General features: G+C 72.1%; 21 protein-coding genes and 1 pseudogene. 11 read left to right on the top strand and 11 right to left on the bottom strand.

What is annotated here, in order from left to right; translation table 11 throughout:
* Positions 1–223, top strand: a pseudogene (locus tag ABT130_RS20675) (aminopeptidase); the annotation flags it as partial.
* A 263-nt stretch (positions 224–486) separates the two neighbouring features.
* A complete protein-coding gene (locus tag ABT130_RS20680) occupies positions 487–1,317 on the top strand; it encodes an undecaprenyl-diphosphate phosphatase (RefSeq protein WP_350917956.1) in 831 nt (276 codons plus the stop codon).
* A 56-nt stretch (positions 1,318–1,373) separates the two neighbouring features.
* Here the strand turns inward: ABT130_RS20680 and ABT130_RS20685 are convergent, their stop codons facing one another.
* Together ABT130_RS20685 and ABT130_RS20690 are read right to left on the bottom strand one after the other, a co-directional pair.
* Positions 1,374–2,336, bottom strand: a complete 963-nt coding sequence (locus ABT130_RS20685; protein WP_350957409.1) for a glycoside hydrolase family 113 protein — start codon at positions 2,334–2,336, stop codon at positions 1,374–1,376.
* A 1-nt stretch (position 2,337) separates the two neighbouring features.
* Positions 2,338–2,946 (bottom strand): TetR family transcriptional regulator, encoded by a 609-nt coding sequence (locus tag ABT130_RS20690; protein ID WP_350917961.1) that lies wholly within the window; start codon positions 2,944–2,946, stop codon positions 2,338–2,340.
* A 166-nt stretch (positions 2,947–3,112) separates the two neighbouring features.
* Between ABT130_RS20690 and ABT130_RS20695 the strand changes: the two genes are divergently transcribed.
* The 6 genes from ABT130_RS20695 to ABT130_RS20720 all read left to right on the top strand — a co-directional run bounded on the left by ABT130_RS20695 (position 3,113) and on the right by ABT130_RS20720 (position 11,515).
* Positions 3,113–3,742 carry a DsbA family protein gene (locus tag ABT130_RS20695; RefSeq protein WP_350957411.1) on the top strand — a complete coding sequence of 210 codons (630 nt, stop codon included), beginning with the start codon at positions 3,113–3,115 and terminating at the stop codon, positions 3,740–3,742.
* Positions 3,743–3,924: 182 nt separating this feature from the next.
* Complete coding sequence (hrpB, locus tag ABT130_RS20700) at positions 3,925–6,522, top strand: ATP-dependent helicase HrpB (protein ID WP_350957414.1); 2,598 nt, start codon at positions 3,925–3,927, stop codon at positions 6,520–6,522.
* Positions 6,523–6,769: 247 nt separating this feature from the next.
* Entirely contained in the window at positions 6,770–8,839 is a 2,070-nt protein-coding gene (locus ABT130_RS20705) for a sensor histidine kinase (protein ID WP_350957416.1), read from the top strand.
* Positions 8,840–9,019: 180 nt separating this feature from the next.
* Positions 9,020–9,871 carry an SPFH domain-containing protein gene (locus ABT130_RS20710; protein ID WP_350957419.1) on the top strand — a complete coding sequence of 284 codons (852 nt, stop codon included), beginning with the start codon at positions 9,020–9,022 and terminating at the stop codon, positions 9,869–9,871.
* The gene (locus ABT130_RS20715; RefSeq protein WP_326635151.1) at positions 9,864–10,061 is read left to right on the top strand and encodes a type II toxin-antitoxin system antitoxin; all 198 of its coding nucleotides are present in this window, start codon (positions 9,864–9,866) and stop codon (positions 10,059–10,061) included. Before ABT130_RS20710 ends, ABT130_RS20715 begins: the two co-directional genes overlap by 8 nt.
* Before the next feature lie 47 nt (positions 10,062–10,108).
* On the top strand, positions 10,109–11,515 hold the full coding sequence (locus ABT130_RS20720; RefSeq protein ID WP_350957421.1) for an amidase: 1,407 nt from the start codon (positions 10,109–10,111) through the stop codon (positions 11,513–11,515).
* Between the two features lie 103 nt (positions 11,516–11,618).
* On the opposite strand, the gene ABT130_RS20725 is transcribed toward ABT130_RS20720, so the two are convergent.
* The 4 genes from ABT130_RS20725 to deoC are packed head-to-tail and all read right to left on the bottom strand — an operon-like array spanning position 11,619 to position 15,133.
* A complete protein-coding gene (locus ABT130_RS20725) occupies positions 11,619–12,575 on the bottom strand; it encodes an aldehyde dehydrogenase family protein (protein WP_350957424.1) in 957 nt (318 codons plus the stop codon).
* Complete coding sequence (locus ABT130_RS20730) at positions 12,568–12,765, bottom strand: hypothetical protein (protein ID WP_157594674.1); 198 nt, start codon at positions 12,763–12,765, stop codon at positions 12,568–12,570. The genes ABT130_RS20725 and ABT130_RS20730 overlap by 8 nt, the downstream gene beginning before the upstream one ends.
* The gene (locus ABT130_RS20735) at positions 12,758–14,185 is read right to left on the bottom strand and encodes an aldehyde dehydrogenase family protein (protein WP_350917983.1); all 1,428 of its coding nucleotides are present in this window, start codon (positions 14,183–14,185) and stop codon (positions 12,758–12,760) included. The genes ABT130_RS20730 and ABT130_RS20735 overlap by 8 nt, the downstream gene beginning before the upstream one ends.
* A 9-nt stretch (positions 14,186–14,194) precedes the next feature.
* A complete protein-coding gene (deoC, locus tag ABT130_RS20740) occupies positions 14,195–15,133 on the bottom strand; it encodes a deoxyribose-phosphate aldolase (protein WP_350917986.1) in 939 nt (312 codons plus the stop codon).
* A gap of 464 nt (positions 15,134–15,597) precedes the next feature.
* On the opposite strand from deoC, the gene ABT130_RS20745 reads away from it, so the two are divergent.
* The 3 genes from ABT130_RS20745 (at position 15,598) to ABT130_RS20755 (ending at position 19,386) form a co-directional block, all read left to right on the top strand.
* Positions 15,598–15,759: a hypothetical protein gene (locus ABT130_RS20745; protein ID WP_350957427.1), complete on the top strand. Its 162-nt coding sequence runs from the start codon at positions 15,598–15,600 to the stop codon at positions 15,757–15,759.
* 122 nt (positions 15,760–15,881) lie between these two features.
* Complete coding sequence (locus ABT130_RS20750; RefSeq protein ID WP_350957430.1) at positions 15,882–18,740, top strand: helix-turn-helix transcriptional regulator; 2,859 nt, start codon at positions 15,882–15,884, stop codon at positions 18,738–18,740.
* Positions 18,741–18,786: 46 nt separating this feature from the next.
* Complete coding sequence (locus ABT130_RS20755; protein WP_350957433.1) at positions 18,787–19,386, top strand: helix-turn-helix domain-containing protein; 600 nt, start codon at positions 18,787–18,789, stop codon at positions 19,384–19,386.
* Between the two features lie 41 nt (positions 19,387–19,427).
* On the opposite strand, the gene ABT130_RS20760 is transcribed toward ABT130_RS20755, so the two are convergent.
* The 5 genes from ABT130_RS20760 to ABT130_RS20780 form a co-directional block, all read right to left on the bottom strand.
* Positions 19,428–21,236 carry a dipeptide ABC transporter ATP-binding protein gene (locus ABT130_RS20760; RefSeq protein WP_350957436.1) on the bottom strand — a complete coding sequence of 603 codons (1,809 nt, stop codon included), beginning with the start codon at positions 21,234–21,236 and terminating at the stop codon, positions 19,428–19,430.
* Position 21,237: 1 nt separating this feature from the next.
* On the bottom strand, positions 21,238–22,077 hold the full coding sequence (locus tag ABT130_RS20765) for an ABC transporter permease (RefSeq protein ID WP_350957439.1): 840 nt from the start codon (positions 22,075–22,077) through the stop codon (positions 21,238–21,240).
* A 75-nt stretch (positions 22,078–22,152) separates the two neighbouring features.
* Positions 22,153–23,115, bottom strand: a complete 963-nt coding sequence (locus ABT130_RS20770; RefSeq protein WP_350957442.1) for an ABC transporter permease — start codon at positions 23,113–23,115, stop codon at positions 22,153–22,155.
* On the bottom strand, positions 23,115–25,118 hold the full coding sequence (locus ABT130_RS20775) for an alpha/beta hydrolase family protein (protein ID WP_350957444.1): 2,004 nt from the start codon (positions 25,116–25,118) through the stop codon (positions 23,115–23,117). The genes ABT130_RS20770 and ABT130_RS20775 overlap by 1 nt, the downstream gene beginning before the upstream one ends.
* Entirely contained in the window at positions 25,115–26,755 is a 1,641-nt protein-coding gene (locus ABT130_RS20780; protein WP_350957447.1) for an ABC transporter substrate-binding protein, read from the bottom strand. The genes ABT130_RS20775 and ABT130_RS20780 overlap by 4 nt, the downstream gene beginning before the upstream one ends.
* Between the last annotated feature and the right edge of the window lie 21 nt (positions 26,756–26,776).

Genomic DNA, 26,776 nt, shown 5'->3' on the forward strand with positions numbered 1-26,776 from the left:
CACCGCCGACTTCCTGCGGGTGAAGGTCGTCGGCTCCACCACCACCCAGGTGTTCCAGCAGCTCGGCGCGGCCGCCAACCGCAACGGCGCCTGGGGCGCGGCCGACGTCGACATCTCCGCCTTCGCCGGGCAGAGCGTCCGGATCCTCGTCGAGGCCGCCGACGCCTCGACCGCCTCCCTGGTCGAGGCGGGGGTGGACGACGTCAAGATAACCCGGCAGTAGGCAGGGCCGTGCGACCCGCGCCTTCCCCCTTCTCGGGCCGTCCGGCCTGCTCCGGACGGCCCGCCACGCGGGTCGCACCCCTCTCAGAGCACACCGCGCCTGAGTCCTCCCCTCCACTGGCGCCAAAAGATGAAAAGTCAGAAACACGAGGGCGTATGTCCAAAAAAGCAATGGTGAACATCAGCTGAATGACCGATCACGCCTACCGTGCGCTCCGCTAGCCTCGCGTAGGTTACGCACGTGCTGGTACGGAAGGCGCTCAAGTGATCAGCTGGTTCGAAGCCGTGGTCCTCGGACTGATTCAGGGACTGACGGAGTTTCTGCCGATCTCCTCCAGTGCCCACATCCGGGTCGTCTCGGCGTTCTTCGGTTGGCAGGACCCCGGAGCCGCGTTCACCGCGGTCATCCAGCTCGGCACCGAGGCCGCGGTGCTGATCTACTTCCGCAAGGAGATCTGGGAGATCATCTCCACCTGGACGCGGTCCCTGTGGACACCCGACCTGCGCGGCCACCACTCCGCCCGGATGGGCTGGTACGTCATCGTGGGCACCATTCCGATCGTGGTGCTCGGCCTGCTCTTCAAGGACTCCATCGAGAGCGTCTTCCGCGACCTGCGCCTGATCGGCACGACCCTGATCGTCTTCGGGCTGGTGCTGTGGTTCGCCGACCACACCGCCCGCAACAAGCTCACCCTGGAGCGGCACCTCAGCTTCACCCATGCCCTGATCTACGGCTTCGCCCAGTCGCTCGCCCTGGTTCCCGGCGTCTCCCGCTCCGGCGGCACGATCAGCGCCGGGCTGCTGCTGGACTACCGCAGGGAGGAGGCCGCGAAGTACTCCTTCCTGCTGGCCATCCCGGCCGTGCTCGGCTCGGGCTTCCTGGAGCTGTTCAAGATCGGCGATGGCAGCGCCCCCGACTGGGGGCCCACGATCCTGGCCACCGTGATCTCCTTCATCGTGGGCTACCTGGCCGTCTCGTGGTTCCTGAAGTACATCAGCACCCACCGCTTCACCGGCTTCGTGATCTACCGGATCGCCCTCGGCGTCCTCATCATCGCCCTGGTGAGCACCGGAGTCCTCGACCCGTCGGCCTGAAGTCCCGGCGTCGGCGGCTCAGACCGTCCGTCCCCCTCCCGGGCCTCCCCGGTGACTCATGAGTCTCGCCGGACGGCTCGGTCGCGGGCGTATCTGGCCGCCATCGTGTGGAACACCTCCTTCGGTGCCCAGCGCCTCTCGTCGAGCATCCTGACCACGCCGTAGGAGGCGATGTCCCCGTCCCCGATGTGGCTGAAGCCCGCGAAGGTGAACCAGAGAGCGGTGTCCACCCCCTCCTTCTCGAAGACGTCCAGCAGTTCGGTGAAGTAGCGCACCTGCTCGCCCTCGTCCCGTACGGCGCCCTCCGGCGGCTGCCAGGCCATGCCACCGCGCTCGCCCGCCCCCCGGTAGGCGCAGGTGCCGAACTCGGTCACCGCGACCGGTTTGCCGTGCTTGAACTTGTCGCGCAGCTCCTCCTGGAAGGTGGCGGCGTTGTAGGCGGCCCGGTAGGCGTCGGCGCCGATGATGTCGAACGGGGCCCAGTCGACGAACTCCCACGGGGCCGCCGCGTAGGTGACGGGCCCGCCGAAACGGGTCCTGACAGCGTCCGCGCTCTCGGCCAGGAAACCGTTGAGCCGCTCCAGGACGGGGCCGAGCGAGGTCCACCACTCCATGTCGGCGGTGCTTATCGTCTGCAGGCGATCGCGGTACGTGGCACCGGGGATGAACCCGGCGCCGAAGCCGCTGATCTCGCATCCGGTCACGAACACCACCTCGGCCCCGCCGCCTCGCACGGCCTCGGCCCGCTCCGCGCAGTCGGCGAAGGTCGAGAGCATCGCCTCGGGCGGGAGGTCGACGGGGAAGGGGGCGAACCAGATCTCCAGCCCCGCGGCGGCGGCGTGCTCGGCTGCGACGCTCAGCCGCGCGGGATCGCCGCCGGAGATCCGTACCGCGTCGCAGTGCAGCTCATCGGCGATGACGCCCATGTCATGCCGGACGGCGTCGGGATCGAACACCTTGCGGCTGTTGTCGCGACCGGGAAGGAACCCGGTGTCGTAGTTGATTCCTCGCGCGCGCACGTCACTGTCTCCCTTGTCGGTTGATGCCGTACTCCAGCAGGTCGAAGGCGAGTTCGACGTCTCCGCACAGGTCGTGGCCCGCCTCTTCCGGCGAGGCGCCGGAGACCAGGAGGCGGAAGAACCTCTCCTGCAGGGTCAGCACGGAGGCGGTGATCTGGGCGGCCATCAGAGCGGCCGTCAACTCGTCGTGCTCTTCGGCCAGCGCCAGCGCCAGCGCCTGGCGCTGCCCGTGGAGCAGGTCGTTCGCGCCGCTGCTGAGCGCGGGACTGGCGAAGATCACCCGCATCTGGGTGATCAGGGCGTCCCTGTCCACGGCCGTCGCCGGCTCGGCGGCGAACGCGCGGTAGTGCGCCCGCAGGGCCTCCAGCGGCGACTGCCCGGCGGGCCGCGCGGTGACGATCCCCGCCAGGTCCTCCTGCCCCACGCCCCGCAGGACGAGCGACTCCTTGGTCGGGAAGTACTTGAACAGCGTCACCTTCGCCACCTCGGCGGCCTCGGCGATCTCGTTGACGGTCACCGCGTCGAAGCCGCGCTCGGCGAACAGCCGCAGCGCCACCGCGGCGATCCGCCGTTGCGTCTGCTCCTTCTTCCGCTCTCGCAGTCCCGCCATACGAGCACAATAAAACTGAACCGGGTTCAAAAGCAAACCCGGTTCGCTTTTTATCGCGGGTGGGAAAGGCCGTGCGGGTCGGTTGTGGCGCGCGATCCGGTGAAGGTGGCACGCTGCCCGGGCACGACCGGGGATGATGATCGGAGAGCCGGGAAGGACGGGCAGGATGGACAAGACGATCGCGGACTTCTGGTTCGACCCCTCCTGCCCGTACACCTGGATCACCTCACGATGGCTGGTGGAGGTGGAGAAGGTACGGCCGGTCGAGGTGCGCTGGCACGTGATGAGCCTGTCGGTGCTCAACGAGGGCCGTGACGAGGATCCGGAGGGCGACACCGAGGGCTACCTGTGGGTGCCCGTACGCGTCTGCGCCGCCGTACGACAGGAGTACGGGCAGCAGGCGCTCGGCAGGCTGTACACCGCGATGTGGACCGTCGCGCGTGCACCTGAGACGGACTGGGCCGGTGCTCTCGACGCCGCCCTGGCCGCCGCGGGGCTGCCGGCGGAGCTGGCCGGGGCCGGGATGTCGACGGCCTACGACGAGGCGGTACGGGCCTCCCATGCCGAGGGCATCGGCCTGATCGGCGAACACGTCGGCACCCCGGTGGTCGCCGCCACCGGCCCCGCCACCGGTGGCGAGCGCGTGGTGTTCTTCGGCCCGGTGATCTCCCGGATTCCCACGGGAGAGCGGGCGGGCCGCCTGTGGGACGGGACGCTGCTGGTGGCGGGGACGCCGGGCTTTCACGAGCTCAAGGGCGTCTCGCACGAGGAGCCCCGGCTCGACGCCCCGAGCTGACAGGTCATGCCGGCCCCCGCGGCGTGCGCTTGGCCACTCGCCCTCACGTGCCTCTTCGCCCCCGTGTTGTGGATCACACCGGCGGCGGGACATGCCCCGCCCGGCTGACTTCGCCGGCGGAAGGCGACAGCGCGTGCCGGGGGCGCGTCTCGTGGCGGGACGGGCTCGTGGACACTGGACGGGTGCGTTCCGACTGGTCCGGCCTGCCCGTCCGCCATGCCCTGCCCGAGTTGCTCGCGGCGCTGGGTGAGCGGGGCGTCGCCGTGCTCACCGCACCCCCGGGCACCGGCAAGACCACGCTCGTCCCGCTCGCGCTGGCCGGGCTCCTCGACGGCCCGGTGGCGAAGCGGGTGATCGTGGCCGAGCCGAGGCGGATGGCGGTACGGGCGGCGGCCAGGCGGATGGCATGGCTGCTGGAGTCGGAGGTGGGCGCGGAGGTCGGGTTCTCCGTCCGCGGCGAGCGCAGGGCCGGTGCGAGGACCGTCGTCGAGGTCGTCACCACGGGGGTCCTCCTCCAGCGACTCCAGCGCGACCCCGACCTCGAAGGCGTGGACACGGTCCTGCTGGACGAGTGCCACGAGCGCCACCTGGATGCCGACACCGCGCTGGCCTTCCTGCTCGACGTCCGCGCCACGCTCCGTCCCGACCTGCGGATCGTCGCCACCTCCGCCACCGCCGACGCCGCCCCCTGGGCCCGCCTCCTCGGCTCGGGCGACCCCGCGCCGATCGTGCACGCGGCCGGCACCGCGCATCCCGTCACGCCCGTCTGGGCCCCGCCCCCAGGGAAGGTCGCGCCGCCCCACGGCATGCGGGTGGACCCGGCGTTCCTGGCCCATGTCGCAGCCGTCGTACGGCGTGCGCTGGCCGAGCACGAGGGGGACGTGCTCTGCTTCCTGCCGGGCGTCGGCGAGATCGGCCGGGTGGCCGCGATGCTTCCCGGCGTCGACGTCCTCCAGGTGCACGGCCAGGCGCCGGCCCGGGTCCAGGACGCGGTTCTCTCCCCGGGTGAGGGGCGCAGGGTGGTTCTCGCCACCTCGGTCGCCGAGTCGAGCCTGACCGTGCCCGGCGTACGGGTGGTGGTCGACTCCGGCCTGGCCAGGGAGCCCCGTACCGACCACGCCCGCGGCCTCGGCTCGCTCACCACGGTCCGCGCGTCCCGGGCCTCGGCCACCCAGCGGGCGGGGCGGGCGGGCCGCGAGGCACCGGGCGTGGTCTACCGCTGCTGGTCGCGGGCCGAGCACGAGCGGTTGCCCGAGCACGCGCGGCCCGAGATCGCGCTCGCCGACCTGACCGGCTTCGCCCTCCAGGCCGCCTGCTGGGGCGACCCCACCGCCACCGGCCTGGCCCTGCTCGACCCGCCCCCGGCCGCCGCGATGGACGCCGCCCGCCGTACCCTGCACGCCCTGGGCGCCCTGGACTCCCCTGGCGCGCCGGGTCTCACCATGGGCCGGGTGACCGAGCGGGGACGGCGGATGGCCGGGGCCGGGGTCCATCCGCGTCTGGCACGGGCCCTGATCGATGCCGGGACCGATCCCCTGACCGGCCCCGGGACCGGTACTGGGAGCAACGCGAGGTCCCGGGTCGCCGAGGTCGTGGCGCTGCTGTCGGAGCAGTTGCCCCGGGACGCGGGTGACGACCTGGTGGCGGTCTGGCGCGCCGCGCGCCGGGGCGGGGACGGCTTCTCCGCCCGGTGGCGTCAGGAGGCCGGGCGCCTGGCTCGCGCCGTCCCCGGCCCCGACCGGCGTCAGGGACGGCCACTGTCCGCCGACGTCACGCCCCGGGGCGGCAGGACGGCGAAGAAAGACGAGACGGCCTGGGACGACGATGCCGTGGCCGGGATCGTCGTGGCGCTGGCCTACCCCGAGCGGGTGGCGCGGCGGCGGGGCGGGTCGTACCTGATGACCTCGGGAACGGCCGCCGAGTTGCCACGCGGGTCGCGGCTGGGGACGGCGGAGTGGCTGGCCATCGCGGTCGCGGACCGGCCCGCCGGGGTGGCGTCCGCCAGGATCAGGCAGGCGGTGGTGATCGACGAGGAGATCGCCAGGCTCGCCGCGGCTCCCCTGTACGGCTCCGACGAGGAGATCATCTGGCGCGTACCGCCGGGAGAGCGGCGGGGCGATGTGTCGGCTCGCCGGGTGGAACGGCTGGGCGCGATCGAGCTGGCCGACAGCGCGCTCCGCGGCGCCGACGTACGACCCGCCGTCCTGGAGGGTCTGCGCGCCGAGGGCCTGTCGATCCTGCGCTGGACGCCCGAGGCCGTGGCCCTGCGCGAGCGCCTGGCCTTCTGCCGGCGCACGCTCGGCGACCCCTGGCCCGCGACGGACGACGACGCGCTGATCGAGGCGGCCGACCGCTGGCTGGAGCCCGAGCTGTCGCGGGCCCGCCGCCGGTCCGACCTGGAGCGCCTCGACGTGGTCTCCGCGCTGCACCGCCTGGTCCCGTGGAACGCCCGGCTGGCGGAGACGGCCCCGGAACGGGTCGAGGTGCCGAGCGGGTCGCGGATCAGGATCGACTACTCGGGCGAGCAGCCGGTACTGGCGGCCAAGCTGCAGGAACTGTTCGGCTGGGCCGAGACCCCGCGCGTCGCGGGAGTCCCGCTGGTGATCCACCTGCTCTCCCCCGCGGGCCGTCCGGCCGCGGTCACCGCCGACCTGGCCTCGTTCTGGCGCGAGGGCTACCGCGCGGTCCGCGCCGAGCTCCGCGGCCGCTACCCCCGGCATCCCTGGCCGGACGACCCCATGTCGGCCACCGCCACCCGCCGCACCAACCCACGGCGCTGACACGGCGCTGACTCCGGGCTCCGCTCACCTCCCCTACCGACCCGGGAGCCATACCAGGCACTCCCGGAGACAAGGCCGGAAACCTCACCTGGGGGGAATACGCCGGCGCCGCCGCGAAGGCCTCGCACGACATATCTCGGACCAGTTGGTAACACCCCTGCCACGATGGTGGTAAATAGCATCCTTTGTGCCGTTCCGCAGGCACACTGGGGTTAGGCAGGAACGGGAGCCGGAAAGCAGGGGCGGGATGGCGTGGGCAGCCCGGACGGTCGCCGTCGTCCTGGCCGTGCTGTCTCCGGCGCTGGTGGTCGCGGCCATGCTGATCTTCGCGGGGCTTCCGGAGGAGTGGCGGCTGCCGGTGACGGTCACGCCGCTGACGGCGGCGGGGGTGACCTTTCCCGTGGTCGGCGCGTTCCTCATCGCGCATCGGCCTCGGCTCAAGCTGGCATGGCTGATGTGCGCGGGCGGGCTCGGCGGTGCCGTCTTCGACTTCTCCCAGGCGACGGCGCTGGAGTCCGCGGCACGCGGGGATCTCGCGCTGGCGGGGCTCCTGAGATTCCCGGCGCAGGTGGGCTGGGCAGCGTGCACGCTCGCGCTGGAGATACTGCTGCCGCTGTACTCCCCGGATGGCAGGTTGCCCTCGCGGCGCTGGCGAGCGGTGGTGCTGCTGGGTGTGGTGTCCGTCGGTGCCGAGACCGCGCGCAAGTTCGTGCGGCCGGATCCGCCGCTCGAGGACTCCCCGTTTCCGGCCGTCATCCCCAACCCGCTGCAGATCCCCGCTCTGGCGCCGTACGACTCGGTGATGGTGGTGCTGATCTGGACGGGGATCTTCGTGGCGATCCCGCTGGCGGCGCTGTCCCTGCTGCCGCGTTTTCGCCGGGCGGACCCGGCGGGCAGGCGGCAGATCGGCTGGCCGCTGTCGGCGTTCGCCGGGTACATCGTGTTCATGCTCATGAGCCTGGTCGCGCCGGAGCTGTACTGGCTGTCGGTCCTCTGGGCGGCGCTCATCCCCGTCGCGATGGTGTTCTCGGTGATGCGCTACCGGCTGTACGGCATCGACACCATCATCAGCCGGACCTTCGTCGCCGCGGGGCTGCTGGCCGTGGTCGGCGGGGTCTACTTCGGTGTGGCCGCGCTGTCGAGCCTGATGGTGTCCGGGTTCGACCAGATCGCCGGGCTGGTCACCGCCCTGTTCACCGGCGCGTTCTTCCAGCCGTTGCGCCGGATGCTGCAACGTGCCGTCGACCGCCTGCTCTACGGCCCGGTCGGCGACCCACGCGTGCTCGCCGAGCGGCTGGTCCAGGAGGTGCGCCGGGGAGATCCGGCGCAGGCGCTGGCTTCGGTGATCGGCGTGCTGCGCGAGGGCCTGGCGGTACAGGGGGTCACGGTGGAGGTGACCGGCGGCGAGCCGGGGCACCAGGTCAGCGTGGCGAGCACGGTCAGCGGGCAGGTCGGCGACTCCCCGCGCGAGGTGCCGCTGATCTGGCACGGCGAGCAGGTGGGGCGGCTGCTGGTCGGCCCGCCCACCCCGCGCCGCTTCCCCGCCGCACACGACGAGCGGGTGCTGGCCACGTTGGTCCCGTACGCGGCCGACGTGGCGCACGCGCTGCGGATGGCGGCCGACCTGCAGCGCTCCCGGCAGCGCATCCTGACCGCCCGGGAGGAGGAACGGCGGCGGCTACGCCGCGACCTGCACGACGGCCTGGGCCAGACGCTCAGCGGGATGGCCATGACCATCAACATGGCCCGCCTCAGCCTGAAGACCTCCCCGGAGGCGGCGGACGGGCTGCTGCGCGAGTTGCGTTCCGGCATGGACGCGGTCACCGGCGACATCCGGCAGCTCGTCTACGGCCTGCGCCCGCCCGCCTTGGACGATCTGGGCCTGGCCGCCGCCGTACAGGCGCTGGCCGGGCCGGCCGCCCCCGAAGGCCCCGCCACGGAGGTGAGCGCCGAGGGCAACCTGACCGACCTGCCCGCCGCCGTCGAGGTGGCCGTCTACCGAATCGCGCAGGAGGCGCTGACCAACGTCCGGCGGCACGCGCGTGCCACTCGCGTCCGTGTCGAGCTGCACCGCGAGCCCGAGGCGCTGCGCCTGCTGATCGCCGACGACGGCGTGGGCCTGCCGCCGAAGCGCCACTCGGGCGTCGGCCTGGCCTCCATGCGCGAGCGCACCGCAGAGCTGGGCGGAGTCTGCCTCGTCAACGGCGAGCCTGGGGAGGGCACCACGGTGGAGGTGATGCTCCCCGTTCCCACGACCGTTGCGCCGCCGGTACGGCAACACCGGACGGCTCCTGTTGGCGGACAATCGGCCCCCTGAATCCGGGGATATCGCACGGAAACCCTTTTTCGCGCCGACGCCGCTCACCTGGGGCTACACCAGCCCGCGGCCTCTTTCTGGCGTGTTGCGGCCGTCTTCGCACCTCACCCGACGACCGGCGCGCGGCCGGCTTTTATGAGCTATCGTAGTGATATCACTTCGATAGCAAAGGTGGCGTACATGGAACGACGTGCTTTCCGGATGAGCGGATTCGGCGTCCTGGTCGGACTCCTGGCGCTCGGGGCCGTCCTGGCCTGGGCCGGGTGGACGGCGGGGGAAACGCAGCTGATCGCCGCGGCGATCGGATGGGGGATCGTCGCGGCGGTCATGGCCACCGGGTTCACGGTGATCAACCCGAACGAGGCGAAGGTCGTGCAGTTCTTCGGCCGCTACATCGGGACGGTGAACCAGGCCGGGTTCCAGTGGGTGCTGCCGTTCACCAGCAAGGAGCGCGTCACCCTCCGGGTGCGCAACTTCGAGACGACCAAGCTCAAGGTGAACGACGCCGACGGCAACCCCGTGGAGATCGCCGCCGTCGTCGTCTACAAGGTCGCCGACACCGCCAAGGCGACGTTCTCCGTGGACGACTACGAGCAGTACGTGGCGATCCAGTCCGAGGCCGCCGTCAGGCACCTGGCCACCAGCCACCCGTACGACGCCCACGAGGAGGGCCGCACCAGCCTGCGCGACGGCGCCGAGGTGGCCGCCGAGCTCACCACCGAGCTGAGCGACCGCACCCAGCTCGCCGGGGTGGAGGTGCTGGAGGCGCGGATCACCCACCTCGCCTACGCTCCGGAGATCGCCCAGGCGATGCTGGTCCGGCAGCAGGCCGCCCAGGTGGTCGCGGCGCGCACCCACATCGTCGCCGGCGCGGTCGGCATGGTCCAGCTCGCGCTGACCAAGTTGCGGGAGGATGAGGTGGTGGAACTCGACGAGGAGCGCAAGGCGCAGATGGTCTCCAACCTGCTGGTCGTCCTCTGCGGTGACAAGGCGACGCAGCCGGTGGTCAACGCCGGCAGCCTCTATGGCTGAGCGCAAGAAGATCCTGCTGAGACTCGACCCGGCCGTCTACGAGGTGATCGCCAAGTGGGCGGCCGACGACCTGCGAAGTGTCAACGCCCAGCTGGAGTACGCGCTCCGCCTGGCACTCAAGGCGGCGGGTCGCGAGCCCCGGCGGGGCGAACGGAATAACACCGATGAGCCGGACAAGTCATCTGATTGAGACGTGGGACGCTTCCCCTGACGGACTCGCCGGACCACACTCGGTTCATGTCGTGGGTGGGAAGTTCCGCAGTGGAGATCGCGGAGGCCGTGCGACGGGGGAAGGTCACCGCGCCCATGGTCGTCGAGGAGCACCTCGACGCCATCGCCGAGCGTGACGGGCGCGTCGGGGCGTTCCGCACGGTCCTCGCCGAGCGGGCGCTGGCCGAGGCGCGGGCACTACAGGAGCGGGCGGACCTGTCCGGGCTGCCGCTCGCCGGGGTGCCGATCGCGATCAAGGACAATGTGCCGATCAGGGGCGAGGCGTCCCGCAACGGTTCCGCGGCGACGCCGGACGCGCCCGCGGACGAGGACCATCCCGTGGTGGCCAGGCTCAGGGCCGCGGGCGCGGTGGTCGTCGGCATCACCAACGTGCCGGAGCTCTGCCTGGTCGGATTCTCCGACAGCGTGTACGGCGTGACGCGCAACCCGTGGGACCTCGGGCGCACCCCCGGCGGGTCGTCGGGCGGGAGCGCCGCCGCCGTGGCGGCGGGCATGGTCCCGCTGGCCCACGGCAACGACGGGCTGGGCTCGCTGCGCATCCCGGCCGCCTGCTGCGGCCTGGTCTCGATCAAGCCGGGTCACGGGGTGGTCCCGCCGCCCGAGCACGACTGGTACGGGATGTCGGAGAACGGCCCGCTGGCCACGACCGTGGCCGATCTCGCCCTGGCCCTGGCCGTCATGGCGGATGACATGTCACTGGCGACGCCCGGCGAGAGCGAGACACTCGGCGTGGACAGCGCCATCGACGACTACCCGGGCGGGCTGACCCTGTCGGAACCGCTGAGGCTGCGGATCGCGGTCGCGCCGATGCCGCTGCCCTCCGGGCTCTCGGTGGACGCCGAGTTCCAGCGGGCGGTGACCGGGGCGGCGGAGGTCCTGGGCGCGGCGGGGCACACCGTGGTGGAGCACCCCCAGCGGATGCCCTTCGGGGTCGGTGCGGCCGCTGTCGCCACCTGGTTCGGGTGCGCCAGGGGCGACGTGGCCGGCCTCGACCCGCGCCGTCTCGAACGGCGCACCAGGGCCCTGGCGAGAGCCGGACGGCTGCTCGCCAGGTTCGGGGCGGACGGCACGACGGGCCGTGACCGCTGGCGCGCGTACGGCGCCGACCAGTGGTTCGGCAACGCCGACGTGCTCGTCACGCCGACGCTCGCCGCCCTGCCACCGGCCGCCGAGCGCTGGGGCCGGCGCGGGCTCTTGGCGAACGCCCGCGCCAACCTGACGTACGCGCCCGCCACCGCGGCCTGGAACATGGCCGGCTGGCCCGCCATGACCGTCCCGTACGGCCGGCACTCCAGCGGCATGCCGATCGGCGTCCAGCTCGTCGCCGCCCCGGGGGGTGAGGCGCAGCTCCTGGCCCTGGCCGGCCAGCTGGAGACCGCCCGCCCCTGGACCCGCCACGCCCTGCCCGCCTGATCGGCTTTCCGTCTGGCCGCCGCCTACCGCCGCGCCGGGCAACCGGCCGGCGCGGCGCCGGGGCCGCCTGCGGGAGAGACCCGCGCGGGCGGCCCCGTACGGGTCAGACGCCGGTGGGGTGCCAGACCGTCTTGGTCTCCAGGAAGGCGGTCATCCGTCCGGTGCCCGGGTCTGCGAACCAGTCGGTCTCGGCGGGACGGAGGACCCGCTTGAGGTTCGCCGCCGCCGCCTCCTCGCACGCGACCGCCACGGCCCTGTCGGTGACCCCGGCCAGGTCGAGGGCGTTGACGTCCATGTGCGCGGCCAGATGGGGAGCGATCTCGGCGACGGAGCCGGTGAGGATGTTGACCACCCCACCGGGCAGGTCCGAGGTGGCGAGCACCTCGGCCAGGGTGATCGCGGGCAGCGGGGCGCGCTCGCTCGCGATCACCACGCAGGTGTTGCCCGTGACGATCACCGGGGCGATCACCGAGACGAGCCCGAGCAGCGGCTTGTCGGGGGCGACCACCGCGACCACGCCGGTCGGCTCCGGCGAGGAGATGTTGAAGTAGGGACCGGCGACGGGGTTGGCGGACCCGGCGACCGCGGCGATCTTGTCCGACCATCCGGCGTACCAGACCAGCCGGTCGACGCTCGCGTCCACGACCTCCCGCGCGTTCTTCGTCCCGGACTCGGCCAGCTCGGCGATGAACTGGGCCCGGCGACTCTCCAGCATCTCGGCGACGCGGTAGAGGACCTGTCCCCGGTTGTACGCGGTGGCACCCGACCAGCCGCCGAAGGCCTTGCGCGCGGCCGTCACCGCGTCGCGGGCGTCCTTGCGGGAGGCCTTGGCGGCGTTGGCGAGGAAGTCGCCGCTGGAGGAGGTCACCGGGTAGGACCTTCCGCTCTCGGAGCGCGGGAACGCCCCGCCGATGTACAGCTTGTACGTCTTGCGCACGGCGAGCCGTGCGGGCTGACGTCCGTCCCCGGGGTCCGTGGCCTGCCCCGGGGCCTGATCAGTGGCCTGCTCCGGGGCCTGCTTGGTCGCCCGCGCCCGGCCCGGCTTCTCCGCCTTACTCATTTCCCAGCCCTCTCCACGAGCTCTCCTGCTGCGCCAGCCGGGCCGGCACGAAGACCTGACCGCAGCGGCTCACGCCGCACCGGTGGGCGAACCAGCCGCGCAGCACCGGCCGTCCGGCGCGGGCGAAGCCGTGCCCCCGGGTGCTCTGGGCACGACGGCGACGGCGCCTGAGGCGCTGATGCTCACACATCGAGGTACGCCTCCAGCCCGTGCCGTCCGCCCTCTCGCCCGTATCCCGACTCCTTGTAGCCGCCGAACGGCGAGGTGGGGTCGAACCGGTTGAAGGTGTTGGCCCAGACGACGCCGGCGCGGAGCCTGCTCGCCATCCACAGGATGCGCGAACCCTTCTCCGTCCACACGCCCGCCGAGAGGCCGAACGGGGTGTTGTTGGCCTTCTCCACCGCCTCGGCCGGGGTGCGGAAGGTCAGCACGGACAGCACGGGGCCGAAGACCTCCTCGCGGGCGATCCGGTGTGACTGGGCGACACCGGTGAAGATGGTCGGCGGGAACCAGAACCCCTTGTCGGGCAGCGAGCAGGCCGGGGACCAGCGCTCGGCGCCCTCCGCCTCCCCCAGGTCCGACAGCTCGCGGATCCTGGCGAGCTGGGCCGCGGAGTTGATCGCGCCGATGTCGGTGTTCTTGTCCAGCGGGTCGCCCAGCCTGAGCGTGCCGAGCCGCCGCTTCAGCGCGTCGAGCAGTTCCGTCTCGATCGACTCCTGCACCAGCAGCCGGGAGCCCGCACAGCAGACGTGGCCCTGGTTGAAGAAGATCCCGTTGACGATGCCCTCGACCGCCTGGTCCAGCGCGGCGTCCTCGAACACGATGTTCGCGGCCTTGCCGCCGAGCTCCAGGGTGACCTTCTTACCGGAGCCCGCGACCGACCTGGCGATCTGGCGGCCGACCTCGGTGGAGCCGGTGAAGGCCACCTTGTCGACGTCGGGGTGGTCGACCAGGGCGGCGCCGGTCTGTCCGGCACCGGTCACGATGTTGACCACGCCGGGCGGCAGGTCGGCCTGCGCGCAGATCTCCGCGAACAGCAGCGCGGTCAGCGGGGTGGTCTCGGCGGGCTTGAGGACCACGGTGTTACCGCAGGCCAGGGCAGGGGCGATCTTCCAGGCGAGCATGAGCAGCGGGAAGTTCCACGGGATGACCTGGCCGGCCACCCCGAGCGGACGCGGACCGGGGCCGTACCCGGCGTATCCCAGCTTGTCCGCCCAGCCTGCGTAGTAGAAGAAGTGGGCCGCCACCAGGGGCAGGTCCACGTCGCGGGACTCGCGGATGGGCTTGCCGTTGTCCAGGGACTCCAGGACGGCCAGCTCGCGCGAGCGCTCCTGGATGATCCGCGCGATTCTGAAGAGGTACTTGGCCCTTTCCGAGCCGGGCAGCGCCGACCAGACGCCGAACGCCTTGCGGGCGGCCGAGACCGCCCGATCGACATCGGCCTCCGTCGCCCAGGCGACCTCCGCCAGGACCTCCTCGGACGCCGGGTTGACGGTCTTGTGAAGATCCCCGCCCTGGGAGTCGACCCACTCACCGTCGATGAACAGGCCGTAGGACGGCCTGATGTCGACGACGTCACGCGACTCGGGCGCCGGTGCGTACTCAAACATGTGAACGCCTTAGTCGAGGGTGAAGTAGTCGGGACCCGCGTACCTGCCGGTGGCCATCTTCTGGCGCTGCATCAGCAGGTCGTTGAGGAGTGTGGAGGCGCCGAGCCGGAACCAGTCGGGGCTGAGCCAGCCCTCGCCGACGGTCTCGTTGACCAGGACGAGCATCTTGATCGCGTCCTTGGTGGTCCGGATGCCGCCCGCGGGCTTCACCCCGACCTTCCGGCCGGTCACTGCCAGGAAGTCGCGAACCGCCTCCAGCATGATCAGCGTCACCGGAAGGGTCGCGGCGGGCTGCACCTTTCCGGTGGAGGTCTTGATGAAGTCGCCCCCGGCCAGCATGGCCAGCCAGGACGCGCGGCGCACGTTGTCGTACGTGGACAGCTCTCCGGTCTCCAGGATCACCTTCAGGTGGGCGGCGCCGCAGGCGGCCTTGATCGCGACGATCTCCTCGAAGACCTTGACGTAGTCACCCGCGAGGAACGCGCCCCTGTCGATGACCATGTCGATCTCGTCGGCTCCGGCCGCCACCGCGAAGACGGTGTCGGCGACCTTGACGTCGAGCGAGGAGCGTCCGCTGGGGAAGGCGGTCGCGACGCTGGCCACCTTGACACCGGTGCCCTTCAGCGCCGTCGCGGCTTCGGCGACCAGGTCGGGATAGACGCACACCGCGGCCACCCTGGGTACCGAGGGGTCGGCCGGGTCGGGGTGGAGGGCCTTGGCGCACATCGCGCGGACCTTACCCGGGGTGTCGGCTCCCTCCAGGGTCGTCAGGTCCACCATGCCGATGGCCAGATCGATGGCCTGGGCCTTGGCGGTCGTCTTGATGGATCGGGTGCCGAGCATCGCGGCGCGCTGGTCGGCGCCCACGCGATCGACACCGGGCAGGCCGTGCAGGAAGGTTCGCAGCGTGGCGTTGGACGTGGCCACGTCCGCGAGCGAGGTAGTCATAGTTGACACCTCTCCAGCATGCCCACTGGTGTGATTAGTTCCAAACTGGACCTTGCACAGCCCTCCCGTCGGTTTTCGTCAACATCCGCCGGGTCCGGGCTCTCCGTGTCGCGCGAGGGCCGGCGACACGGAACCGTTCGCGGATGAGGCGGCCGGAAATCCGGAGCCTCCCCACCGGTGGATCACTCCACCGGATTGCCGGACAGCACCTGGAACCACCTCCCCGGCGCGCACGCCCACGGCGAACGCGAGCAGGGTGAGGGAGGCCAGGCTCGGATCGGCGCCGCTCGGCGGCCTTCTCCGGGCGAGCTGGCAGGCGCGATCCGCGGTGGCCGAAACAGGGTCTAGGTATGGGGTGGGGCGCGGAGCGGCCCGGATATAGGACATCCTCCCGATGTGGGACCGGGGGCCTTAGGACGAATCTTGAGTGTGTAAGGAAAGCGCCACACCAGGAAGGAACCCCCATGGGTCCCGAGCTTCAGCTCCAGATGATCACCCAGAGGACCATCGAGCTCCGCGAGCAGGCCGACAGCCACCGCCTCGCCCGCGAGGCTCAGCAGGCCAGGAAGGCCCGCTCGGGCGGCAAGCGCCGCAAGGGCCTCCTCGGCAAGATCATTCCGGCATGACCACGTCCCGAGAGCCCGGCCGCCTGCTGTCCGGCCGGGCCTCTCTGCCCCCATAGAAGATCGATTTCACCGAGCGAAAAATAAGGAGAGTGCTACCTGTAAGGCATGACATGCTGACGGACATGGTGGGTCGGGCGGTAAGCCCCGTCTTTGTAGGACGGGAGGCGGAGCTTGCGGATCTGACCGAGGCATTCGAACAGACACGGAAGAACGCGGCGACGACGGTGCTGCTCGGCGGCGAGGCCGGCGTCGGCAAGTCACGGCTGATCGGGTGTTTCGCGGAACGGGCCTCGGCCGACAGCGCCCACGTGCTTAACGGGGGCTGCGTGGAGCTGTCGACCGAGGGCCTCGCCTACGCGCCGTTCACCGCGGCGATCCGCCAGCTCGTCCGCGAGTGCGGTGCCGAGGAGGTCGCGGCGCTGCTCCCCGAGGGAGGGGCACGCGACCTGGCCCGGCTGCTGCCCGAGTTCGGCGAGCCGAGCGGCGACACGGAGAGCGACACCGCCCGGGCTCGGCTCTTCGAGCAGGTTCTCACCCTGCTGGAACGGCTCGCCGAGAGCCGGCCGGTGATCCTCCTCATCGAGGACGTCCACTGGGCCGACAGCTCCAGCCGCGACCTGATCGCCTTCCTCAGCCGGAACCTTCGAGCCGCACCCGTGCTGATGGTCCTCACCTACCGCTCCGACGAGCTCCATCGCCAGCACCCGCTCAGGCCGGTGCTCGCCGAGCTCGGCCGGCTGGACGGGGTCCTCCGGATGGACCTGCCCCGGCTCACCCTGCCGGAGGTGGCGGCCCAGATGGCCGGCATCCTCGGCACCGCACCCGAGCTCGCCCAGGTGAACAGGGTTTTCCAGCGCAGCGAGGGCATCCCGCTCTTCGTCGAGGCGCTGATGGAGTGCGGCGGCGACTGCACCTTCCCCGACTCCCTGCACGACCTGATCATCGGCTCCGTCGAGCGGCTCCCCGAGGAGACCCAGCGGGTGCTGCGCATCGCCGCGGCCGGCGGCATCCGGGTGGGCCACGCCCTGCTCGCCGCGGTCAGCGGCCTGTCCGACGTCGACCTCGACGACGCGCTGCGCACCGCGATCGCGGCCAACGTGCTGCAGGTCACCGACGGCCACGCCTATGTCTTCCGGCACGCGCTGATCCGCGAGGCCGTGCACGACGAGCTCCTGCCGGGTGAGCACGTACGGCTGCACGCCCGCTTCGCCGAGGAGATCGGCAACGACCGCGCGCTCGTCCCGCCCGGCCGGGCCGCCATCGAGATCGCCCACCACTGGCACTCCGCCAGAAACGACCTCTGGGCCCTCATCTCCGCCTGGGAGGCCGCGGGCAAGGCCGCGAAGACCTTCGCCTACAAGGAGATGATGCAGCTGCTTGAGCGGGTGCTCACGCTGTGGAGCAAGGTCCCCGACGCCGCCGAACGCATCGGTGTCGACCACACCACGGTCCTGGAGCGCGCCTCGGAGGCCGCGAGCGCGTGCGGGGAGGTCGACAGGGGCAGCAAGTTCGTCAAGGCCGCACTGGACGAGCTCGACGAGCGGACCGAGCCCGCGCGGGTGGCGGACCTGCTGGTACGAAGGTCGCAGTTCAAGAAGGCCAAACGGAAGCCGGGGGTGCTCGACGATCTCCGCTACGCCGAGCGGCTGGTCCCCGAACCGGGGCTGGACCGCGCCGAGGTGCTGTCCAAGCTGGGGTCGTACCTGATGTTCAGCGGCGAACTGGACGAGGGGACGGCGCTCACCGAGGAGGCGCTGCGGATCGTGCGCGAGTACGGCGAGGAGCCCCTGGAGGCCGAGCTGCTGCTCAACCTCGCGCTGGGCGACTCGATCGCGGGACGCATCGACGCCATGGCCCGGCTCAACGCGAGAGCGCAGGCGATCGGCGAGCGCGTCGGCTCCGGCGGCAGCGTGCTGCGCGCCCTCGCCAACAACGTGGACGCGCTGAACAACATGGGCCGCTCCGCCGAGGCGATCGAGCTGGCGCTCGAAGGGGAGCGACTGGCCAGGAAGTACGGCCTCTACCGGGTCCAGGGCACCTTCATCGCCAACAACCGGGCCGAGGCGCTGGACGCGCTGGGCAGGTTCGAGGAGGCGGCCCAGCTGGCCGAGCAGGCCCTGGGCATGGACCCCATCCTGCGTACCCGCCACCACCTGCGGCGGATCCGCGCCGACGTGGCGCTCGCCCGGGGCGAGACGGACGTGCTCAGGTCCGTCCTGAACGAGGTGGGCGCCTTCGACGCCGCCTCGGAGGAGTTCACCCAGGAGCTGACCACCAACTCCCGGCTCCTGATCGGCCTGCACATGCTCGACGGGGAGCCGCTGGCCGCGCTGGAGGTCGCCGAGCGGGTGGCCCGGGAGGAACGGATCATGAGCAAGCCCATGCTGGGCTGGCGGATGCTCGACCTGCTCGGAGGGGTCTGCGAGACGATCGGGGCGTTCGCCCCCGAACGGGTGGCGGCGCTGCGCGCCCGCGTCGAGGAGGCGGCGGCCGCGATGACCGTGGACAACCCCGTCTCCGAGGCCTACCGGCTCGGTGTCGCCCGCGACCACGACGCCGCGGCCGCGGCCTGGGAACGACTGGACCGTCCCCTCCCGCAGGCGAGGTCACTGCTGCACGCCGGACGGGCGGCGGCCGGTGCAGGCGATCGCGACGGTGCCGCCGACCGGCTGCGCACCGCCCATCCGATCGCCGTGGCGATCTCCGCCCGGCCACTGGCGGGCGAGATCTCCTCGCTCGCCCGCCGGGTGGGGATCTCCCTCATCGACCGGACGGGGAGCGGGGAGCAGCTGCTGACCCCGCGCGAACTGGAGGTGCTCCGGCTGGTCGCCCAGGGACGGTCCAACCGCGAGATCGCCGCCGAGTTGTTCATCTCGGCCAAGACCGTGAGCGTCCATGTCTCCAACATCCTCGGCAAGCTGGGCGTCTCCACCCGGGGCGAGGCGGCCGCTGCCGCCCACCGCCTCGCCCTGATCGGCTGACCTCCTGCATCATGGATACCGATCGGATCGGGAAGAGGAGACAGACGTGCAGCGCGAGAATGGCATCGCCGTCGGCATGACACCCGCTCCCCCTGAGTCTTCGGGGGTGCGCGGAGCGATCGCCGCCAACCTGCGCCGCACCCGCCTAGCCCGAGGGTTCAGCGTTCGCGAGCTGGCCGAGGTGACCGGCGTGAGCAAGGCGCTCATCTCCCAGGTCGAGCGCGGCGTGGCCAACCCCACGGTCGAGGTGCTGTCGCGGCTCGCGGCCTCCCTGGAACTGACCTTCGGCGAGCTGACCCGGGTCCACCTGACCGGCCCGGAGGTGATCCGCCACGACGAGGGACTCGTCCTCCCCGCCGGGGACACGACGGTCCGCGCCTTGTTCGCGGCCCCCGACCGGCGCCGCTTCGAACTGGCCGAGGGCCACATCCCGTCGGACACCCGCAGCGCCAAGAGCTCCCACGGCCGCGGCTCGGTGGAACACGCCTACGTCGTCTCCGGCGAGGTGACCGTCGAGACCGAGGAGTGGTCGGTCACCATCGCCGCAGGCGACGCCGTGCGCTTCGCCGCCGAGTCCGACCACGTCTACACCACTGGCTCCGCCGCCTGCCGCGTCCTGACCCTGATCTCGTTCTCCGAGGACTGACGACCGTCACGGGCGGTTCTCCGCCGGAGCGCGCGAGCCGGTCAGTCCAGCCAGTCGCCGGAGCCGTCGGGGACGCTGGCCAGCAACGCCCGGGTGTAGGGATGCTCGGGCGCGTCGAGCACCCGGTCGGCGAGGCCGGTCTCCACGCACGTCCCCGACTCCAGCACGTAGAGCCGATCGGCGATCTGGCGGACCACGGCCAGATCGTGGGTGATGAACAGCATCGCCATGGACAGTCGTTCCCGCAGCTCGGCGAGGAGACCCAGCACCTGAGCCTGGACCGAGACGTCGAGCGCCGACACCGGCTCGTCGCAGATCAGCAGGCGGGGCTCGCCCGCCACCGCGCGGGCGATCGCCACCCGCTGCCGCTCACCGCCGGACAACCCTGCCGGGCGCATCCCGGCCATGTCGCGGGCCAGGCCGACCGACTCCAGGAGCCGGGCGAGGTCGTCCGGCCCGGCGGGACGGCCGTCGGCCCACAGCGCCTCCCGCAGGGTCGCCCCCACGGTCCGGGCGGGGTTGAGCGTCGAATAGGGGTCCTGGAAGATCATTTGTGAGATCCGGCGGGCCTGGCGCACGGCCGCGCGCCCCATCCGCCCGTAGTCGGAGCAATCCGCGCCGCCAAGCAGGATCGCACCCCCGTCCGGACGCTCCAGCCCGGCGACGCATCGGGCCAGCGTGGTCTTGCCCGATCCGGACTCGCCGACCACACCGACGACCTCGCCCGGAGCGACCGTCAGGCTCACGCCCGCCAGCGCCGGGTGCGGGCTCCCGGCGAACCACCGGCGCAGGTCACGCACCTCCAGTACCGGCTCGGCCGCGACCGGCGGCCTGGAGACGACCCCCGGTTCCGGCGCGGGCGGCGCAGGCAGCTCGGCTGCCCGCAGGCACGCCGACAGCTGCCCTTCGCGGACGCGCCCCGACACGCGTACGGGACGTGGCTCCGGCACTCCCGCGCGGCACTCCGGCACGGCCAGCGAGCACCGGTCGGCGAACCCGCACCGCCCTGCCGCCGCGTCGTGCGCGGGGACGGCCCCCGGCACTGAGGGGATCACCGCGAGCCGCCGGTCCGCGGGCGGCTCGGCCGCCAGCAGCGCCCTGGTGTACGGGTGGAACTGCTCATGCCGCACGGCCGCCGCACTGCCGGTCTCCATGACCCGTCCCGCGTACATCACCATGACCCGGTCACAGGTGGAGAAGGCCAGGCGCAGGTCGTGGGTGATGAGGACGAACGCCATGTCCCGTTCGCGCTGGACACGCCGGATGAGGGAGAGGACCTCGCGCTGGGTGGTGGCGTCGAGCGCGGTCGTCGGCTCGTCGGCGACCAGCACCCGCGGCCCTCCGGCCAGCGCGGCGGCCAGCCCGATCCGCTGGCGCATGCCGCCGGACAGCTGGAAGGGGTAGCGCCCCGCGACATTCGCCGGCAGACCCACCTCCGCCAGCAGCCGCGGCACCTCGACGGCCGCGTCCGCGCCCTTCGGCAACCCGTCGGCGATCTGGCGCCCGGCCCGGCGCAACGGGTTGAGCAGGGTGAACGGGTCCTGCATGAGGAGGGAGACCACGCCGCCGCGCTGCCGCCGCCGGGCACGCGGGTCGTCGTCCACCCGCTCGCCCGCGATGCGCACCTGCCCCGTGGCCTCCAGCCCCTGAGGCAGCAGGCCGAGCATCGCACGGACCGTGAGGGACTTGCCCGAACCCGACTCCCCCACGATGGCGACCGACTCTCCGGCCGCTACCTCGAACGACACCTCCGACAGGAGGGTCCGCCCGGTGGAGGGTTGCCGGACCTTGATTCCCTCGACCCGGATCGCGGGCTCGGCGGTCGCCCCGGTTCCGGTGGACTCCTTCATCTCAACGTGCCCTTCCCCGGCGATCGACGCGTTCGTAAAGCCAGTCACCGACGATGTTCAGCGCGGCGGCCGTGAGGATGATGGCGAGGCCGGGGGCGACCACTGCCCAGGGGTTGACGAGCAGTTGGGCCCGATTGTCCGCCAGGGTGCGCCCCCAGTCGGGCGAGCCCGCGGGCACCCCCAGGCCGAGGAAGGACAGCGAGGCCAGGGACACCAGGGCGTAGGCGAAGTTGAGAAACCCGTTGGCCAGCGTGACCGAGGCGATGTTGGGCCAGATCTGCCTCGTCATGATCCGCCACGCGGAGAGGTTCTTGAGCAGTGCCGCCTCGACGTAGGGGCGGTGCCGCTGTTCGAGCACGGCCCCGCGCACCACCCTCGTGTCGGTGGGGGCGAACAGCACGACGAGCACGGCGACCGCCAGGCCGTACCCTCCGCCCAGTACCCCGGCGACGACGATCGCCACCAGCAGGGCAGGCAGGGAGAACATCAGGTCCGCCCAGCGCATGGCCAGCGCGTCGGCCCAGCCGCCGAAGTATCCGGCGGGCAACCCGATGAGGTTGCCGATCAGCATCGACCCGGCGGCGACGCACAGCGCGCCGGGAACGGCCGTACGGGCTCCCGCGACGAGTAGTTCCAGCACGTCGCGGCCAAGGTCGTCGGTGCCGAGCGGATGACCTGGCGCGGGGCCGGTGATGCCGAGCACGAGGTCCTGGTCGGTCGCGCCGGGCACCAGCCAGGGCGAGAGCGCCGCGGCCACGGCCACGGCGAGCAGGACGGCCAGCGCGCCGGCCACGGCCACCTGGGGACGGCGCCGCGCGACCGCCGGAAAACGGCCTCTCACGGTGCCCCCTCAGGCGAGATACAGCGAATCACGGCAGCCTCCCACCCGACACGACAGCGTGCCCGCCCGTGGGGCTCACGATGTCCTCCCGCCGAACCGGACCCGGGGGTCGGCCACCGAGTAGCCGATGTCCACCAGCAGGTTGACTGCGACGATGAGCAGGGTGAACAGCAGCCCGAGCGCCTGGACGGCCGGGACGTCCTTGAAGGTGACCGAGTCGACGAGCAGTGATCCGAGACCGGGAAGCGCGAACGTCACCTCGACCAGCACGGTCCCGGCCAGCATGCCGGTCACGATGAGCCCGGCCGCGGTGAGGATGGGGACCAGCGAGTTGCGCAGCGCGTATCCGAGGACGGCCGCGCCGCCCAGGCCACGCGCGCGGGCGAAGACCACGTAGTCCTGGTCAAGCTCGCGGATGAGCGCCGCCCTGCTGAAGCGGACGAACATGCCCACGGCGCCGACGGCCAGCGCGACCGCGGGCAGCGTGAGGTGCCACACCTGGTCGGCCAGGCCCTCGCCCGTCCCGTACACGGGAAACCAGCCGAGCCCCGCGGCGAACACCACGAGCAACAGCAGCCCGACCGCGAAGGGCGGGGCGCTCAACCCCACCACACCGGCGGTGACGACGAGGCGATCGGCGGCCCGGCCCCGCCGCAGCGCCCCGACCACGCCCAGCGGAACCCCCACGAGCAGGGCGAGCAGCGCGCCGTACCCGACGAGCGCCAGGGTGAGCGGCAGCCGCTGGCCGATCATGTCGGCGACCGGCATCCCGGTCCTGACCGAGGTCCCGAGGTCGCCGTGGAGGACGCCGCCGAGCCAGCGCAGGTACTGCGCGGGCAGCGGCTCGTCGAGGTGGTAGCGGGCCTGGATCGCCGCGATGGTCTCCGGGGTGGCGGGGCGGGTGCCCAGCAGGGTCTGCTGGACCGAGCCGGGGGCGAGGTAGAGCAGACCGAACATGCCGACCGACAGCAACGCGACGACGACGACGGTGCCCGCGAACCTGCGCAGCAGGAAGAGAACCCGGTCACGCCCCGCCATCAGAGCACCCCGTTCCCTGTCAGCCACGCGACCACGCGCTCCGCCGCGTCCCCGCGGTGCGCTCCCTCCGTCAGCTCGTGGCCCTCCCGAGGGTAGACGACCAGCTGGGTCCGGACGCCGGCCGCAGACCAGGCACGATAGAGCTGCTCCGCCTGCCCGACGGGGGTGGTGCGATCCTCGGCGCCGTGCAGGATCAGCGTCGGTGTGGTGACCCCGGCCGCGTGGCACACCGGCGAGCGGGCGGCGAGAAACTCCCTGCCCTGGGGCGTGGCGGGGTCGGCCCCTCGGTGGTAGAGGAGGTCGAAGCCGCCACCGAGGTTGCTCGCGGTGGCGAAGCTGAGCCAGTCGCTCACCCCGGACATCACCACGGCTGCCCGGAACCGGCCGGTTCGGGTCACCGCCCACGCGCTCAGGTAGCCGCCGTAGCTGAGCCCCATGACCGCCATCCGCTCCGGGTCCGCGACTCCGGCCGCGACGAGGTGGTCCACCCCCGCGAGGACGTCGCCCAAGTCGTCCTCGCCGAATCGCCCGATGACCCGGCGCGCGTACTCCTGGCCGCGCCCGCTGCTCCCGCGCGGGTTCGGCAGCAGTACGGCCGCCCCCGCGTGCGCGAGCGCGGCGGCGAGCCCGCCGGACTCGGCCGGCGCGAAGGCAGTGGACCACAGCCAGGTCGGCCCTCCATGCACGATCACCACCAGCGGCGACGGTCCCGCCCCGGTCCCGCCGGTTCCCGTGGGGCCGACGGGACCGCTGGAAGGGGAGAGGTTCGGGGAAACGGCGGGATCGACGGTGACGGCGGGTGAGATCGGCGACCTCCGCAGCAGGAGACCTTGGACGGCGAGGCCGTCCTGGCCGGTCCAGGAGACCTCCTCCTGGTGCACGGCGAGCGGCGCCAGCGCGGCGTTGAGATCGGTGACCTGGCGCCAGTCGCCCTTGGCCACCTGGGCGACCGCCACCTCTGGGGGGCATTCGGCCGTCTCCCAGACGGCGACGGCGAGCGCACCGGTGCGATCCACCGAGAGTGACGGTTGCCCGTCGCGCCCGCCCAGGGTTCCCCAGGAGGTCCAGCGGGTCAGCGGGCGGCCGTCGGCGGTCAGGGTACCGCCGTGCGTGCCGGTACCCGACCACCCGGCGAACCACAGGGTGTCCTCATCCAACCAGCCCAGATCGGTGACGTCGTCGACGGCGGCCAGTGGCGTCGCCTCCCCGGTGACGAGGTCGACGCGGATGATCCGCCCGGAGACGATGGAGAGCCCCTCGACCACGACGGCGGTACGCCCGCCGGGCGCCAGCCGGGGGCGGCTGAGCTGCCAGGAGGTGCGCAGCAGGGTCCGGGGTTCACCGCTCTCGGGATCGACCAGGTCGAGGGCGGGCCGGTAGTACCCGGCGGGCGTCTCGTCGGCCGAGGTGACGGCCAGTACGACGCCGTCCCGCCAATCGGCGTCCCACACGGTCAGGCCGCGCAGCGGCACCGGCCGCAGCTCCCCGTCGCCCACCCGTGCCCACGCGAGCCGCCTGCGCCTGTCGCCCGGCGTGCGGACGAAGGGATCGGTCTCGTCACGGACCCGGAGGCCGAGGTGGCTGCCGTCACGCTCGCTGCCGGGGTCGGCGAACCGCACGAGCACGGTACCGTCACCACCGGGGACGAGGTCCTCGATCTCCCCTCCCACCCGGACCCGCCAGGCGGGGACCGGATCGCCAGGGGAACGGACCTCGACGTGGTCGAGGTCAGGGCCGTCACCGGCGGCGAGCAGCAGCCTCCCGTCCGGCAGCCACCGCGTCAACGCGTGCCATTCCGTCCCCGTGCCCGCCACGGGAACGGGCACCGGGACCGGTCCTCGGCTCCCGCTCTCGGCTCCGGACAGGTCGAGTACGTGTGCGACGGGACGGCCGTCCGGGCGCGGAAGAACGCAGGCGACGCGGGCCCCCTCCGGATCCAGCACCACGGCTTCGGGCACGCGCAGACCGGCGAGTGCGGCGTACGCCTCCAGCGCCGCGGTCATGAGCGGGTGGTGATCTCGGTGGCCCAGGGACCAACGAAGAAGTAGGGCCCGAACTCGCCGGTCCCCACGCCGGGGCCGAACGCCGTCGCCGCCTCTCCCCACCAGAGCGGCTGGTACGGGACGTCACCCGCGGCCTTGACCAGCGCCTCCCCGAGAAGCCTGCCGCGTGCCGTGTCGTCGGTTCCGGTCTTCGCCTCGTCGAGCAGCCCGGTCACCTCGGCATTGGCATACTCGGCGATGTTCGTGCCGTTCACACCGGTGGCGGCGCCGTTCAGGAGCTGCTGGATGTACTCCGCGGGGTCGCCCGTGGTGGCGAAGTACCATCCCAGGTAGACGCCGGAGGCGTGCTTGCCGAGCTCGGCGATCCACTGCTCCAGCGGGACCTCCTTGACCTCAAGGGTGATGCCGATGCCCTTGAGGTTCTCGGCGAGGGTCAGTGCGGCCCTGCCGAGTTGCGGCCCGCTGTTCGGGTAGGTCAGCACGTCGGCGAAGCCGCCGGGCACCGAGGAGGCGGCCAGTTCGGCACGTGCCTTGGCCAGGTCGAACCCGTACTGCGGAATGCTCGCGTACAGGTTCTCCACCTCCGCCTCACCGAGCACACCGCCCCACTGGGCGGGGTCGGTGAGCGTGGTGGCCACCCTGCCGTGACCGCGCAGCACGCTGCGGAGGATTCCCTCCCTGTCGACGGCGTGGGCGACCGCCCTGCGGACGTGGACGTCGTCCCACGGCTTCTTGGCGGTGTTGAAGGCGAGCGTGACGAGGGAGCGATCACTCGCCGCCTTCACCTCGACACCGGGCAGCCCCTTCCACTGGTCGATCTGCTCGGCGGGCACGTTCAGCGCCACGTCGACGGACCCGCCGCGCATGGCGAGGAGCCTGGTCGACTCCTCGGGAACGAAGTCGATTTCAATCCGGCGGTACGGGGCCTTGCCTCCCCACCAGGCATCGTTGCGCTCCAGCGTCACGTGCGAGTCGGGGGCGAACTCCGTCACCCGGTACGGGCCCGTGCCCAGGATCTTCGCGGTGGGAGTGCCGATGCCGTCGCCGGAGACCTCGATGAACTTCCTGCTCGTGACCATGAGGGTGCCTGGCGAGGGCGTCCAGGCGAACGAGGCGTCGGGCCGCTTCAGCGTGATCGTGACCTCGGCCGGCCCGCTCGCGTCGATCTTCTTCACGTTGGCGTACGCGTACGCGAAGGCCGAGGTGGAGCCCTTTCGCGCGTGCAGGTCGAGGCTGGCCACGACGTCGTCCGCGGTCAGCGGCGTCCCGTCGGAGAAGGTCACGCCCTGGCGGATGGCGTAGACATAGGTCGTCGCGTCCTTCCTGGTCCAGGACTCGGCGAGCGATGGCTGGAGGCTGCCGTCGCGCCCCACCCCGACGAGCGCCTCCTGGCACAGGAGCGCGACGACGTAGTTCATGATGCCCGCCTCCTTGCTCGCATCGAGCGAGCCGAGGGAGGAGGGCAGCGCGACCTTGAGGACGTCAAGGGACTTCGCCGCCCCAGCCGAGCCCCCGGCCGCCGGTTCGGGCGACCCGCAGGCCGCGGCGAGGCCGGGGACGGCGGCCAGGCCGCTCACGATGGCGATGGATCTCAGCAGGGACCGTCGGGTGAGGGCGACGTCGGGGAGCTCGGTCACGGGGACCCACTTTCGTGCGAC

This window comes from Streptosporangium sp. NPDC001681 (assembly GCF_040298085.1).
Lineage (GTDB): Bacteria > Actinomycetota > Actinomycetes > Streptosporangiales > Streptosporangiaceae > Streptosporangium.